The 13,313-nt window shown below is 54.5% G+C and carries 13 protein-coding genes, 1 other RNA gene and 1 pseudogene; 10 read left to right on the top strand and 5 right to left on the bottom strand.

Annotated features, from left to right (window positions below):
- The coding region (locus KQJ18_RS08190; protein WP_216421813.1) for an SgrR family transcriptional regulator at positions 1-785 on the bottom strand (785 nt) is incomplete at its 3' end.
- 100 nt (positions 786-885) lie between these two features.
- Here KQJ18_RS08190 and cof point away from each other — a divergent pair.
- Positions 886-1,704 (top strand): HMP-PP phosphatase, encoded by an 819-nt coding sequence (gene cof, locus KQJ18_RS08195; protein ID WP_121528685.1) that lies wholly within the window; start codon positions 886-888, stop codon positions 1,702-1,704.
- 50 nt (positions 1,705-1,754) lie between these two features.
- Here the strand turns inward: cof and KQJ18_RS08200 are convergent, their stop codons facing one another.
- Entirely contained in the window at positions 1,755-2,810 is a 1,056-nt protein-coding gene (locus KQJ18_RS08200) for a PLP-dependent cysteine synthase family protein (RefSeq protein WP_110498633.1), read from the bottom strand.
- Between the two features lie 116 nt (positions 2,811-2,926).
- Between KQJ18_RS08200 and decR the strand changes: the two genes are divergently transcribed.
- The 5 genes from decR to amtB all read left to right on the top strand — a co-directional run bounded on the left by decR (position 2,927) and on the right by amtB (position 8,847).
- Positions 2,927-3,385 (top strand): DNA-binding transcriptional regulator DecR, encoded by a 459-nt coding sequence (gene decR, locus KQJ18_RS08205; RefSeq protein WP_003831023.1) that lies wholly within the window; start codon positions 2,927-2,929, stop codon positions 3,383-3,385.
- 44 nt (positions 3,386-3,429) lie between these two features.
- Complete coding sequence (locus tag KQJ18_RS08210) at positions 3,430-5,202, top strand: SmdA family multidrug ABC transporter permease/ATP-binding protein (RefSeq protein ID WP_185655547.1); 1,773 nt, start codon at positions 3,430-3,432, stop codon at positions 5,200-5,202.
- Complete coding sequence (locus KQJ18_RS08215) at positions 5,195-6,973, top strand: SmdB family multidrug efflux ABC transporter permease/ATP-binding protein (protein ID WP_137351077.1); 1,779 nt, start codon at positions 5,195-5,197, stop codon at positions 6,971-6,973. The genes KQJ18_RS08210 and KQJ18_RS08215 overlap by 8 nt, the downstream gene beginning before the upstream one ends.
- Positions 6,974-7,190: 217 nt before the next feature.
- The gene (gene glnK, locus KQJ18_RS08220; RefSeq protein WP_006685697.1) at positions 7,191-7,529 is read left to right on the top strand and encodes a P-II family nitrogen regulator; all 339 of its coding nucleotides are present in this window, start codon (positions 7,191-7,193) and stop codon (positions 7,527-7,529) included.
- 31 nt (positions 7,530-7,560) lie between these two features.
- On the top strand, positions 7,561-8,847 hold the full coding sequence (gene amtB / locus KQJ18_RS08225) for an ammonium transporter AmtB (protein WP_085047630.1): 1,287 nt from the start codon (positions 7,561-7,563) through the stop codon (positions 8,845-8,847).
- A gap of 72 nt (positions 8,848-8,919) precedes the next feature.
- On the opposite strand, the gene tesB is transcribed toward amtB, so the two are convergent.
- Positions 8,920-9,780, bottom strand: coding sequence for an acyl-CoA thioesterase II (gene tesB / locus KQJ18_RS08230; protein WP_038638304.1), 861 nt, complete (start codon positions 9,778-9,780; stop codon positions 8,920-8,922).
- Positions 9,781-9,991: 211 nt separating this feature from the next.
- On the opposite strand from tesB, the gene KQJ18_RS08235 reads away from it, so the two are divergent.
- Positions 9,992-10,561, top strand: a complete 570-nt coding sequence (locus tag KQJ18_RS08235) for a YbaY family lipoprotein (RefSeq protein WP_038638307.1) — start codon at positions 9,992-9,994, stop codon at positions 10,559-10,561.
- Positions 10,562-10,592: 31 nt separating this feature from the next.
- Here KQJ18_RS08235 and KQJ18_RS08240 read toward each other — a convergent pair.
- Positions 10,593-10,982 (bottom strand): annotated as a pseudogene (locus KQJ18_RS08240) (MGMT family protein).
- Positions 10,983-11,066: 84 nt separating this feature from the next.
- On the opposite strand from KQJ18_RS08240, the gene ffs reads away from it, so the two are divergent.
- The 3 genes from ffs to KQJ18_RS08255 all read left to right on the top strand — a co-directional run bounded on the left by ffs (position 11,067) and on the right by KQJ18_RS08255 (position 11,784).
- Positions 11,067-11,163: signal recognition particle sRNA small type (gene ffs / locus KQJ18_RS08245), an RNA gene on the top strand.
- Positions 11,164-11,317: 154 nt separating this feature from the next.
- Entirely contained in the window at positions 11,318-11,569 is a 252-nt protein-coding gene (locus tag KQJ18_RS08250) for a hypothetical protein (protein WP_038638313.1), read from the top strand.
- Complete coding sequence (locus KQJ18_RS08255; RefSeq protein ID WP_038638314.1) at positions 11,566-11,784, top strand: hypothetical protein; 219 nt, start codon at positions 11,566-11,568, stop codon at positions 11,782-11,784. Before KQJ18_RS08250 ends, KQJ18_RS08255 begins: the two co-directional genes overlap by 4 nt.
- Positions 11,785-11,843: 59 nt before the next feature.
- On the opposite strand, the gene KQJ18_RS08260 is transcribed toward KQJ18_RS08255, so the two are convergent.
- A complete protein-coding gene (locus KQJ18_RS08260; RefSeq protein ID WP_121528688.1) occupies positions 11,844-13,271 on the bottom strand; it encodes a PLP-dependent aminotransferase family protein in 1,428 nt (475 codons plus the stop codon).
- Between the last annotated feature and the right edge of the window lie 42 nt (positions 13,272-13,313).

The raw sequence follows: 13,313 nt of genomic DNA on the forward strand, positions 1-13,313 counted from the left end.
GGATGTTCCGGATGCGCCAAATGGCTGCTGTAGCTTGCCAGACGGTGCGCCAGCCAGAAGTCGGGACGATGCAGAATAAAGGTCAGACACTGGGGATGGGTCACCTCAATACGTTTGACGCTGATAAACAGCTTATTCAGCGCGGGTAGTTCTAACAGCTTCAGCAACTGCTGATGTAGCTGCGTACTGCTGACGGCATCGCCGTTATGCCAGTACAGCGTGGAGCGAATATAGAAATCCCAACGCAGGCCGTCGGCGGAGTTATTCCAGTGGTGAGCTAAATCACCGCAGGGGCGCTGTGTATGCGTGTCAAACCGGGTCAGGCCAGAGAAGACCTGCCCGGCGAGATGTTGCTCTGCGCGGCCAGGGAGAAATCCAGGGTGCAAAGGGTCGAGCTGGCGGTAATAGGGGATACGCAGGGTTGGCGTGTCGTTTTGCCACTGGCCGCCCATAAACGGCTGTAGCAGGGTTCTTAATTCACCCGGCGCCAGTTGGGCCAGCTCCAGCACGCTAAGCTGTTCCCCCTTTTGCAGCGCCTGCTCCATCATGGTATTGCGTAGCGAGTCCGGCGTAACTAAAAAGCGTAGTTGCCCGCGTTTACCCCGCCCCGATTGGGCGTGCCACTCCAGCCAGCCTGCATCCTGCGCTTGTTTTAACAAGGTTCGCACGTGACGTTCGCTGCAAAAACAGCGTTCAGCCAGTTCGCCAATGGTCACCAACTGCGGCTCCCCGTTCGAGGGTTGCCACAGGCGTTGGTATTGATTTAGTCGGTTCAATAGTCGCATATAAACCCGGAACAATTCATTTTATCTATTCACTATTACTTCCGTATATCTCAGGTGATACTGAATCACAAGTTAACCGCCTCACAGTGTGGAGAAAGAAATGGCTCGTCTGGCTGCATTTGATATGGATGGCACTCTTTTGATGCCGAATCACCATTTAGGTGATGAAACGCTTTCAACGCTGGCACGCCTGCGTGAACGTGATATCACTCTGACATTTGCCACCGGTCGCCATGTGCTGGAGATGCGCCACATTCTGGGTTCTATTTCGCTGGATGCCTTTTTAATCACGGGTAACGGTACGCGCATTCACTCGCTGGAGGGTGATGTGCTGCACCGCCAGGATCTGGATCCGAATGTTGCGGATAGTGTATTGCACCAGAAGTGGGACACCACGGCCAGCATGCATGTCTTTAATGACAACGGTTGGTTCACCGAACAAGAAATTCCAGCGCTGCTTCAGGCGCATGTGTATAGCGGATTTCGTTACCAGATCGTGGATGTGAAACGTATTCCCGCCCACCAGGTAACGAAGATCTGTTTCTGCGGCGATCATGACACGCTGATTCGTCTGCGCATTCAACTCAATGAGGCGCTGGGTGAACAGGCGAATCTCTGTTTCTCCGCGGTTGATTGCCTCGAGGTGCTGCCGCTGGGATGTAATAAAGGTTCTGCGCTGGCGGTATTAAGCAACCACTTAGGTTATTCAATGGCCGAGTGTATGGCGTTTGGCGATGCCATGAACGATCGCGAAATGTTAAGTAGCGTAGGGCGCGGCCTGATTATGGGTAACGCGATGCCGCAACTGATTGCTGAACTGCCTCATTTATCGGTGATTGGGCATTGCCGTAATCAGGCAGTATCACACTTTTTGACGCATTGGCTGGACAATCCGCATCTACCTTATTCCCCCGAATGAGAGATCCCTTCCAGCAAGCCAGACTTCGCGTCTGGCTTTTTTTTGTCTGATTAGTGGGTATTCAGGAGTTGAGCCAGCTCCGCTTTCCACGGCGTTAAATCACCGATGTGCGCGTCGACCCACTGCGGGTTGTAATAGGTTTCCAGATAACGTTCGCCGCTGTCACACAACAACGTCACCAGCGATCCCGTTTCTCCTGCATCGCGCATACGGGCGGCAAGTTGTAATGCTCCCCACATGTTGGTGCCGGTTGAGGCGCCAACTTTACGGCCTAGCTGCGTCTCCAGCCAGTGCGCGGTGGCCACGCTGGCGGCATCCGGCACGCGCAGCATTTCATCGACCACATCAGGAATAAAAGACGGTTCTACGCGTGGGCGACCGATACCTTCGATTTTGCTACCTACCGGGCTGCGTAAGGTTGCATCGCGATCTTGCCAGAAGGGCAGAAAGACCGAGTTTTCCGGGTCCACCACCATCAAACGAGTGTCGTAACCCTGACAACGAATATAACGGCCAATGGTCGCCGAGGTGCCGCCGGTTCCGGCACTCATCACGATATGCCGGGGAACGGGGTTGGGCTCGCATTGCATCTGCCGAAAGATACTGTCGGCAATATTGTTGTTACCACGCCAGTCGGTGGCGCGCTCAGCGTAAGTGAACTGATCCATGTAATGGCCGTTCAGCTCACGCGCCAATTGTTCAGAAGCCGCATAAATTTCGCAGGCGCTTTCCACGAAATGACAGCGCCCGCCGTAAAACTCAATCTGTTCAATTTTACGTTTCGCAGTACACGAAGGCATAACGGCGATAAACGGTAATCCTAACAGACGGGCGAAATACGCTTCGGAAACCGCCGTTGAGCCGGATGATGACTCGATGATGGTAGTGCCTTCTTTGATCCAGCCATTGCACAGTCCATACAGAAACAGTGAGCGTGCCAGACGATGTTTCAGGCTCCCGGTCGGATGCGTGCTCTCATCTTTTAAATAGAGCTGAATGCCCGGAAACGCCGGGAGCGACAGACGAATGAGATGCGTATCCGCAGAACGCTGATAATCCGCGTTGATTTCATTGATGGCGTTTTTAACCCAGGAGCTATTCATCATTAAAAGATATCCATTTGTCATTTTGTGCCCAGAATAGCGAAAAGCACGGAAAAAATTGTTGCCATTTAGCCTTTAAAATAGAATGTAAGGAGAAAATTCTTCTCTGTGGAGTGGATATGTTAGACAAAATTGACCGTAAGCTGCTCGGCTTACTGCAACAAGACTGCACCCTTTCTTTGCAGGCGTTAGCAGATGCCGTTAATCTGACAACCACCCCTTGCTGGAAACGCCTCAAACGGCTTGAAGATGATGGTATCCTGCTGGGGCGAGTCGCCCTGCTGGATCCCGAAAAACTGGGGCTGGGCTTAACCGCGTTTGTGTTGATCAAGACTCAGCACCACAGCAGCGAATGGTATTGCCGCTTTGTCACCGAAGTCACCGGAATGCCGGAAGTTCTGGGATTCTGGCGTATGGCAGGGGAGTATGACTACCTGATGCGGGTCCAGGTCGCCGATATGAAAAGCTATGACGAATTTTATAAGCGCCTGGTGAACAGCGTGCCGGGCCTGTCTGATGTCACCTCCAGCTTTGCGATGGAACAGATTAAATACACAACTGCTCTACCGATTGAATAATTCTCCCGGCGCTCATTGCCGGAAATCTTGTCAGGACATAACGCGTGCGATTATTTGCTCAATTAAGCTGGTACTTCCGCCGGGAGTGGCGTCGCTACCTTGGAGCAGTGGCTCTGCTTATTATCATCGCTATCCTTCAGCTTATTCCGCCGAAAGTGGTCGGGATCATTGTGGATGGCGTAACAGCGCAACGCTTCACCACCGAGAGGCTGCTGATGTGGGTTGGCACAATCGCCCTGATTGCGGTGGTCGTGTACTTGCTGCGCTATGTCTGGCGCGTACTGCTGTTTGGCGCATCCTACCAACTGGCGGTTGAGCTGCGGGAAGATTATTACCGTCAATTGAGTCGCCAGCACCCCGAGTTCTATCTGCGCCACCGTACGGGTGATCTAATGGCGCGCGCCACTAACGATGTCGATCGGGTGGTGTTTGCCGCTGGCGAAGGCGTGCTGACGCTGGTGGATTCGCTGGTGATGGGGTGTGCGGTACTGATCGTGATGTCTACGCAGATAAGCTGGCAACTGACGCTTATTGCGTTACTGCCGATGCCGGTGATGGCGTTAATGATCAAACGTTACGGTGATCGACTCCATCACCGTTTTAAGCTGGCGCAGGCGGCGTTCTCCAGTCTTAACGATCGTACTCAGGAGAGCCTGACCAGCATTCGCATGATCAAGGCTTTTGGCCTGGAGGATCGGCAGTCGGCGTTATTTGCCGCAGATGCTGAAGACACCGGTAAGAAAAACCTGCGGGTGGCGCGTATTGACGCCCGTTTTGACCCAACGATTTATATCGCCATTGGGATGGCTAACCTGCTGGCGATTGCCGGAGGAAGCTGGATGGTGGTGCACGGTTCGCTGACGCTCGGCCAGCTCACCAGCTTTATGATGTATCTCGGTCTGATGATTTGGCCGATGCTGGCGCTGGCATGGATGTTTAACATTGTCGAACGCGGCAGCGCCGCCTACAGCCGTATTCGCGCCATGCTGGCTGAAGCGCCGGTGGTGGATGACGGTACTGAACTGGTGCCTGAAGGACGCGGCGAGCTGGCGGTGGCGATTCGCGAATTTCGCTACCCATTGACGGCTCAGCCAGCGCTGGAAAACGTGAATTTCCAGCTCAGACCCGGACAGATGCTGGGCATCTGCGGCCCGACCGGCGCGGGGAAAAGTACGGTGCTGTCGCTGATCCAGCGTCATTTCGATATCAGCCAAGGGGATATACGTTTTCATGATATCCCGTTATCGCGCTTACAACTTGATAGCTGGCGCAGCCGGCTGGCGGTGGTTAGCCAGACGCCGTTCCTGTTTTCAGATACCGTCGCCAATAACATCGCGTTAGGACGCCCGCAGGCCACGCAGGAAGAGATCGAACATGTGGCGCGTCTCGCCAGCGTTCATGAGGATATTTTACGTCTTCCGCAAGGCTATGATACTGAAGTGGGCGAGCGCGGCGTGATGCTGTCCGGCGGGCAAAAACAGCGAATCTCTATTGCCCGCGCGTTGCTGTTGAATGCTGAAATTCTGATCCTGGATGATGCGCTGTCGGCAGTAGACGGCCGTACCGAGCATCAGATCCTGCATAACCTGCGCCAGTGGGGCGAAGGCAGAACTGTGATTATCAGCGCTCACCGTTTATCGGCCCTGACGGAAGCCAGCGAGATTATTGTGATGCAGCATGGGCATATTGCTCAGCGTGGTGAGCATGACGTGTTGGTGCAGCAGTCAGGCTGGTATCGCGATATGTTTCGCTATCAGCAACTGGAAGCGGCGCTGTCCGATGCGCCAGAGATAAACGGGGAGGCGGCTAATGCGTAGTTTTGGGCAATTATGGCCGACCCTGAAAAGGCTGCTGAAGTACGGTTCGCCATGGCGAAAACCGCTGGCGATAGCGGTAGTCATGCTGTGGGTGGCGGCTGCGGCTGAAGTCAGCGGCCCGCTGCTGATAAGCTATTTTATCGATAACATGGTGGCGAAAAACAACCTGCCACTGGCGATGGTCGCCGGGCTGGTTGCGGCGTATGTGGGATTGCAGCTGCTGGCGGCGGGCCTGCATTACGCGCAGTCACTGTTATTTAATCAGGCGGCAGTTGGCGTGGTGCAACAGTTGCGCACCGATGTCATGGACGCAGCGCTTCGCCAGCCGCTCAGCGCCTTTGATACTCAGCCCGTCGGGCAGCTTATCTCCCGAGTGACGAATGACACTGAAGTGATTCGTGACCTGTATGTGACGGTAGTGGCAACGGTTCTGCGCAGTGCGGCCTTGATCGGCGCGATGCTGGTGGCGATGTTTAGCCTGGAGTGGCGTATGGCGCTGGTCGCGATGGTCATTTTCCCGGCGGTGCTGGTGGTGATGGTGATTTATCAACGCTACAGCACACCGATTGTGCGCCGGGTTCGCGCTTATCTGGCGGATATTAACGATGGCTTTAACGAAGTCATCAACGGCATGAGTGTTATCCAGCAGTTCCGTCAGCAGGCGCGATTTGGCGAGAGAATGGGCGAGGCCAGCCGTTCGCACTATATGGCGCGGATGCAGACCCTGCGACTGGATGGCTTTTTGCTGCGTCCGCTGCTTAGCCTTTTCTCGGCGCTGATCCTCTGCGGTTTATTGATGCTGTTCAGCTTTACCTCTGGCAGTTCGATCGAGGTGGGGGTGTTGTATGCGTTTATTAGCTATCTCGGGCGGTTGAACGAGCCGCTTATCGAGCTGACGACCCAGCAGTCAATGCTGCAGCAGGCGGTTGTCGCCGGTGAACGTGTGTTCGAATTGATGGATGGGCCACGTCAACGCTATGGTGACGATGACCAGCCGCTAAAGAGTGGGGATATCGAGGTAGATAACGTTTCATTTGCTTATCGTGACGACAATCTGGTGCTGCAAAACATCAGTCTGTCCGTGCCTTCGCGTAGCTTTGTGGCCCTGGTCGGGCACACCGGCAGCGGCAAAAGTACGTTGGCAAGTCTGCTGATGGGATACTACCCGCTGACGCAGGGGGAAATCCGCCTTGATGGGAGACCGCTGTCTTCGCTGAGCCACGGGGTATTGCGTCAGGGCATCGCGATGGTGCAGCAGGATCCGGTGGTGATGGCGGATACCTTCCTGGCAAACGTCACGCTGGGCCGCGATATCTCAGAAGCGCGGGTATGGCAGGCGCTGGAAACCGTGCAACTGGCGGAACTGGCGCGCAGCCTGAGCGAGGGAATTCATACCCGGCTGGGCGAGCAGGGCAATAATCTCTCCGTTGGGCAGAAACAGTTGCTGGCGCTGGCGCGGGTGCTGGTTGAAACGCCGCAGGTACTGATCCTCGATGAAGCCACGGCCAGTATTGACTCCGGCACGGAACAGGCGATTCAGCAAGCGCTGGCGGCGGTACGTGAACACACCACGCTGGTGGTGATTGCGCATCGCTTATCGACGATTGTCGATGCGGACACCATTCTGGTACTGCACCGTGGACAGGCGGTTGAACGTGGTACGCACCAGCAATTACTGGCGGCGCAAGGCCGTTACTGGCAGATGTATCAACTGCAGCTGGCGGGCGAAGAGCTGGCGGCCAGTACGCAAGAGGATTCCATTATTGCCTGATAGCTGAGACCAACCCGGTTTCGTAGGCCGGACGGCAATCAACAATCTGGTGCAAAAATGTAACGCACTATGCACCGTTATAGTGCGTTTTTTCTTCTTCTTCCCCAACTCCCCTCGGCTGGCCCGAATCATCCTGCTTTTTCATTCCTGGCACATCCCTTGCAGTATTCATCTGGTGTATCTGCAGCCACTACTGAATTCTGACTGGAGGAGATCTATGAAGCTGGTTACCGTGGTAATCAAACCGTTCAAACTGGAAGACGTCCGCGAAGCCTTGTCGTCTATTGGTATTCAGGGGCTGACCGTCACCGAAGTGAAGGGGTTTGGCCGACAGAAAGGTCATGCCGAGCTGTACCGTGGGGCTGAATATAGCGTCAATTTTTTGCCCAAGGTGAAGATTGATGTGGCGATTGCCGATGACCAACTGGATGAAGTGATCGATGTCATCAGCAAGGCGGCCTACACCGGAAAAATTGGCGACGGCAAAATCTTTGTCGCCGAGCTGCAACGCGTGATTCGTATTCGTACCGGCGAAACTGACGAAGCCGCACTGTAACGTCTGACACACAGTGATAGGAAACCAAAAAATGAAGATAGCAACGATGAAAACAGGTATTGCTTCACTGGCGCTGTTGCCGGGACTGGCGATGGCGGCACCGGCGGTCGCGGATAAAGCGGATAACGCTTTTATGATGATCTGTACCGCGCTGGTGCTGTTTATGACCATTCCTGGCATTGCGCTGTTTTACGGCGGTTTGATTCGCGGTAAGAACGTGTTGTCGATGCTGACTCAGGTGACGGTGACATTTGCCCTGGTGTGTATTTTATGGGTGGTTTATGGCTATTCACTGGCCTTTGGCGAAGGGAATAATTTCTTCGGCAACTTCAACTGGGTATTACTGAAGAACATTGCGCTGACGGCGGTCACGGGGAGCTTTTACCAGTATATTCACGTTGCTTTTCAGGGCTCTTTCGCCTGTATCACCGTTGGGCTTATCGTTGGGGCGCTGGCTGAGCGTATTCGCTTCTCGGCGGTACTGATTTTTGTGGTCGTGTGGTTAACGCTGTCTTACATCCCAATAGCCCACATGGTCTGGGGCGGTGGTTTGCTGGCTTCTCACGGCGCACTGGATTTTGCCGGCGGGACAGTTGTACATATCAACGCGGCGATAGCCGGTCTGGTGGGGGCTTATCTGATTGGCAAACGTGTCGGTTTTGGTAAAGAAGCCTTTAAGCCGCATAACCTGCCGATGGTCTTCACTGGCACCGCCATTCTCTACATTGGCTGGTTTGGCTTTAATGCCGGTTCTGCGGGCACGGCGAATGAAATCGCTGCGCTGGCTTTCGTCAATACCGTGGTCGCCACCGCTGCCGCCATCCTCGGGTGGATCTTCGGGGAATGGGCGTTGCGCGGTAAACCGTCTCTGCTGGGGGCCTGTTCTGGGGCCGTTGCGGGTCTGGTTGGCGTAACGCCTGCATGTGGTTATATCGGTGTCGGCGGCGCGTTGATTATTGGCGTGGCAGCCGGTCTGGCGGGCCTGTGGGGAGTGACGATGCTGAAGCGTTTTCTGCGCGTGGACGATCCGTGTGACGTGTTTGGTGTTCACGGCGTGTGCGGCATTGTCGGCTGTATCCTGACCGGGGTTTTTGCCGCCAGCTCGCTGGGGGGCGTGGGGTTTGCCGAGGGCGTGACCATGGGGCATCAGTTACTGGTGCAACTGGAAAGCGTAGCAATCACCATCGTCTGGTCCGGCGTGGTGGCCTTCATTGGTTATAAGCTGGCAGATATGACGGTTGGTCTGCGCGTACCAGAAGAGCAGGAACGCGAAGGTCTGGATGTGAACAGTCACGGCGAGAACGCTTACAACGCCTGATTTCTCAATATGCCGCATAGCGCTAACGTTTATCCGGCCTACAACGATGTAGCCTGTAGGCCGGATAAGACATCAATTACGATTACGCATGACCCCTTCCTGTACGGTAGAAGCGACCAGCACGCCATCCTGCGTATAAAATTCCCCGCGCACAAAGCCCCGGGCACCGGAGGCGGAAGTACTTTCGACGTTATACAGCAGCCATTCATTGATATTGAACGGACGATGGAACCACATTGAGTGGTCAATGGTGGCGATCTGAATCCCTTTTTCCAGGAAACCAATTCCGTACGGTTGCAGCGCGACGGGCAGGAAGTTCAGGTCAGAGGCATAACCCAGCAGATACTGATGGACGCGCAGATCGTCTTGCAGTTCACCGTTGGCGCGGATCCATACCTGACGGGTCGGAGGTGCGACATGACCTTTTAAGGGGTTATGAAACTCCACCGGGCGCACTTCCAACGGACGATCGTTGATGAACTTTTCTTTCAATAACGGTGGCAGAAGATGCGCCACTGAGCGGGCAATTTCTGTTTCTGATTTCAGCTCATCGGGACCCGGCGCATCCGGCATGGTTTTCTGATGTTCAAACCCGTCTTCTGGTGCCTGAAAGGAGGCGGTCATGTAAAAAATGGGTTTACCATTCTGGATTGCGGCAACGCGGCGCGCGCTGAAGCTGTTACCATCACGCAGGACTTCTACATCATAAATGATGGGTTTTTGGCTATCGCCGGGGCGTAAAAAGTAGCTGTGAAAGGAGTGCACCAGACGTTCTTCCGGAACGGTTTCTTTCGCGGCATACAGCGCCTGACCGACAACCTGTCCGCCAAAAACCTGACGTAACCCTAAGTCTTCACTTTGGCCGCGAAAGAGCCCTTCTTCAATTTTTTCCAGATTTAACAGTGTCAGCAAATTTTTGAGTGCCAGACTCATAGGAGCTCTCCAGGTGATATCGATGTCGCGCGAGTTAGGCAGAGTATAACGCAATTTTAAAAGTGGTCCGATGGGTGCAATTGTCTGAATTACTGGCCTATTACAGGCAAAAACAGCTGTCTTGTGCCACACTTAATCACGTTATGTTTTTGTTAACCACTCTTCTGGCGAGGAAAGTTCTCGCTGGTGCATAGATGATAAGGAGAATTTAATGAAACTCGTGCACATGGTAAGTGGTTTAGCGGTTGCAGTCGCTCTGGCGGCCTGCGCCGATAAAAGTGCAGATATTCAGACACCTGCGCCAAGCCCTAATACGTCAATTTCTGACACACAGTCTAAAATTCAACAGCCGAATGTATCTGGTACAGTATGGATCCGCCAGAAAGTGGCCTTGCCACCGGATGCTGTGCTGACCGTTACGCTGTCGGATGCGTCGCTGGCCGATGCGCCATCAAAAGTGTTGTCGCAAAAAGCGGTGCGTACTGAAGGCAAGCAAGCGCCATTCAGCTTTGTATTACCGTTTAACCCGGCAGATATTCAGCCCAATGCGCGTATTCTGCTGAGTGCGGCAATTACGGTGAATGGCAAACTGGTCTTCATTACCGATACCGTTCAGACGGTTATCAATCAGGGCGGGACGAAAGCCGACCTGACGTTGGTTCCCGTGCAGCAGACCGCAGTTCCGCTTAATGCTGGCGGCGGCGCAACCACCACGGTGCCTTCGACTTCACCAACCCAGGTGACTCCGTCTTCAGCCGTTCCTGCTCCCACGCAGTACTAAAGCAGTCGTAACCCTCTCCATGAGGAGAGGGTTAGTACACCCAGCGATAGCGCTGTAAATCGATTTGCCCGCTGCCGGAAACGACAATCCCTTCTGCCAGCAACGCCTGACGTTGTCGTTGCAGATCGGGGCCCGTCAATGAAATAGCGCCGTGGCGATTGACGACCCGATGCCAGGGCAGGGAACTACCTTCGGGGAGACGCTTAAGTACGCCGCCCACCTGGCGCGCAGCGCGCGGCGATCCTGCAAGTCTGGCGACATCGCCATAGGTGGTGACGAATCCTTCGGGGATTGACGCGACGATTTGCCAGACGCGTTGGGGGAAAGTGTCTTGTATATCCATCATTTATTCCTGCGCTAATCCTTCAGCATAATCCTGAATGGCGAGTGAGTGAAGCCGCATTGCGCAAGAAAACAGCATCCGATGCTGGATGGGTTGCATTTACAGGGTACACCAGTGATAATGCGCCTGCGCGTTGGTTAACAACGCTCTCAATGGGGGCTCTGTTGGTTCTCCCGCAACACTACTCTGTTTACCAGGTCAGGTCCGGAAGGAAGCAGCCAAGGCAGATGACGTGTGTGCCGGGATGTAGCTGGCAGGGCCCCCACCCAATTCTGCCGTCCGGCAATTTCCTTCTGCTTATCTTCTTTTTCTTTGTCACTGTATTGTCATTTTATTGTCATCAAATGCTGTCAATGTGTTTCGGGGATGTTGTTTGACGCTTTTACCGTCGCCGATCACAAGGACTTTTTACAATGTCGACTGCTGTACTGAATGTCAAAATTGATGAAGCGCTGAAAGAAAAACTTCGTCATTACGCCGAAGTGCATAATGAAAATCTAAGTGTCGCGACGGAAAAGCTGCTGCTGATCGCCTTTTCCGCCGTTGAAGAGGCGGGAGTCTCCGCTGAGGATATCGACAGCCAGCATACGGAAGAATCCGTCGTTGATGCACTGACTCCTAAAGAAATCAAAGCATTGCGCAGATTACTGAAGAAGAAAAAATGAAACAACAATCGTTCTCAACCGCCTGTAATTACAGCGAAGCCTGTGAATTGCTGCGTTCTGGCTATGTGAAACATGTTCGCCTGAGCTGGAATGTCGGCAGCGATGAGTTCTTCCGTATTGCTTCCGACTGGTGTGATGCCGGGGCAAAAATTAAGAAGGACGGTGAGAATTTTGTGATTTCCCTGAAAGGTTTTCCGGTTCCTCCGCAGTTGTAATTGTGCCGGGACGTTGTTGTCCGTCACAACATACAAAAGCGGGTCCTTTGGGCCGTCGCTTAAATTATTTTGCGCATTTTCCCGCTGCTGGCCTGCAAACGCAGGTTATCCCAAATGGGTTGCAACACTCTGAAGGCGGCGCGTGCTGTATCATCCGGCAATGTGAAGGGCATGCGCAAAAAACGATCGAATGCGCCATCGAGGCCGAAGCGCGTACCGGTTCCTAACTGAATTCCCGCGCTTTCGGCGCGAGCAGCAAAGAGCGTCGCCAGCGTATCGGGCAGTTCGACCCAGAAAGAGAGTCCTCCTTGTGGTTGGGTAAACTGCCATTCCGGGAAATGTGTATGCATCAGGCTGGAGCACAGGTCGCGCTGCGATGCCAGCAAGCGTCTTCTGTCAGGAAGAAAGCGCCCGGCGTTATCCAACAACCAACGGGTGGCGAGTTGTTCAAGTACCGGAGAGCCCAAATCGAAAGTGTCGCGGGTTTGTACCAGGGCGGCAATTGTTCGTGACGAAGCCCGAATCCAACCCAAACGTAATCCTCCCCAAAAGCTTTTCCCTGCCGAACCCAGTAAAATGATTGGGGCATCGCGATTGAACGCGGCAAGCGGCGGTGGTGGCGGGGCGTCGTACCACAGGTTCACCATCGTCTCATCGACGACCAACGTCGTACGTGTTCTTTCGGCAATATCCGCCACGACCTGGCGGGTTGCGGCGTCCATACAACGCCCGGTCGGGTTGTGGAAGTCCGGCATCAGGTAGGCCATTCTGGGCGCCGTTTGCGCAATAGTGGCGACCAGACCCGCCGTATCCCAACCCTGCCCGGGTAGCGACACGCCAACGGGTCGACAGGATGCGCCCTGAATAGCGGCAATCGCCAGTGGATACGTGGGGTGATCAACGACGACGCGATCGCCAGGACCTGTCAGCAAACGCAGGATGAGCGCCAGACCGCTGACCGCGCCATTCACCACCATTATTTCATCGGGCTGCGTTGGGAGTCCGCGCTCGCAATAATGCCGGGCGATGGATTCACGCAAAGCTGGCAGCCCCTGCGGCAGATACCCGGAACTCAGCAGATGCTGCGGCATCGCGAACAACGCTTGCTGATAAGCCTGATGAATTTCGGGGCCGGCACTGAGCGCTGCCGTGGACAAATCAAGCGCTGTGCCAGTGCTGGTTCGCGTTGGCACATGGCGAATATGTTCCGGCAGAATAACCCGCGAACCGCTCCCATGACGGCTCTCCAGATAGCCTTCTTCACGCAGTTGCGCCATCGCGCTGGCGACAGTGGTTCGGCTCACTTCCAGAACGGCAGCGAGTTCACGCTCGCCGGGCAAACGGCTATCCAGCGCCAGCCGACCATCGAGAATCAATAGACGTAGCGCTTCTGCCAGCTGTCGCCAGAGGGGCGTTCGCGAGGGGCTTTCCTGCCAGTGGCCGAGCAGGCGCTGCAAAGACTGACTTCCATAACGGCGAGATGACATAGCAGTCCACTTTTTGAAAACTGGACGTTAATCATAGTGCCA

The organism is Citrobacter sp. S55_ASV_140 (assembly GCF_018919505.1).
GTDB lineage: Bacteria > Pseudomonadota > Gammaproteobacteria > Enterobacterales > Enterobacteriaceae > Citrobacter > Citrobacter werkmanii.

What these genes read in the sequence shown, in the direction of transcription:
- cof (WP_121528685.1), top strand. Translation starts at nt 886, where the DNA reads ATGGCTCGTCTGGCTGCATTTGATATGGATGGCACTCTTTTGATGCCG.
- KQJ18_RS08215 (WP_137351077.1), top strand. Translation starts at nt 5,195, where the DNA reads ATGCGTAGTTTTGGGCAATTATGGCCGACCCTGAAAAGGCTGCTGAAG.
- decR (WP_003831023.1), top strand. Translation starts at nt 2,927, where the DNA reads ATGTTAGACAAAATTGACCGTAAGCTGCTCGGCTTACTGCAACAAGAC.
- amtB (WP_085047630.1), top strand. Translation starts at nt 7,561, where the DNA reads ATGAAGATAGCAACGATGAAAACAGGTATTGCTTCACTGGCGCTGTTG.
- KQJ18_RS08260 (WP_121528688.1), bottom strand. Translation starts at nt 13,271, where the DNA reads ATGTCATCTCGCCGTTATGGAAGTCAGTCTTTGCAGCGCCTGCTCGGC.
- tesB (WP_038638304.1), bottom strand. Translation starts at nt 9,780, where the DNA reads ATGAGTCTGGCACTCAAAAATTTGCTGACACTGTTAAATCTGGAAAAA.
- KQJ18_RS08250 (WP_038638313.1), top strand. Translation starts at nt 11,318, where the DNA reads ATGTCGACTGCTGTACTGAATGTCAAAATTGATGAAGCGCTGAAAGAA.
- KQJ18_RS08200 (WP_110498633.1), bottom strand. Translation starts at nt 2,810, where the DNA reads ATGATGAATAGCTCCTGGGTTAAAAACGCCATCAATGAAATCAACGCG.
- KQJ18_RS08255 (WP_038638314.1), top strand. Translation starts at nt 11,566, where the DNA reads ATGAAACAACAATCGTTCTCAACCGCCTGTAATTACAGCGAAGCCTGT.
- KQJ18_RS08235 (WP_038638307.1), top strand. Translation starts at nt 9,992, where the DNA reads ATGAAACTCGTGCACATGGTAAGTGGTTTAGCGGTTGCAGTCGCTCTG.
- glnK (WP_006685697.1), top strand. Translation starts at nt 7,191, where the DNA reads ATGAAGCTGGTTACCGTGGTAATCAAACCGTTCAAACTGGAAGACGTC.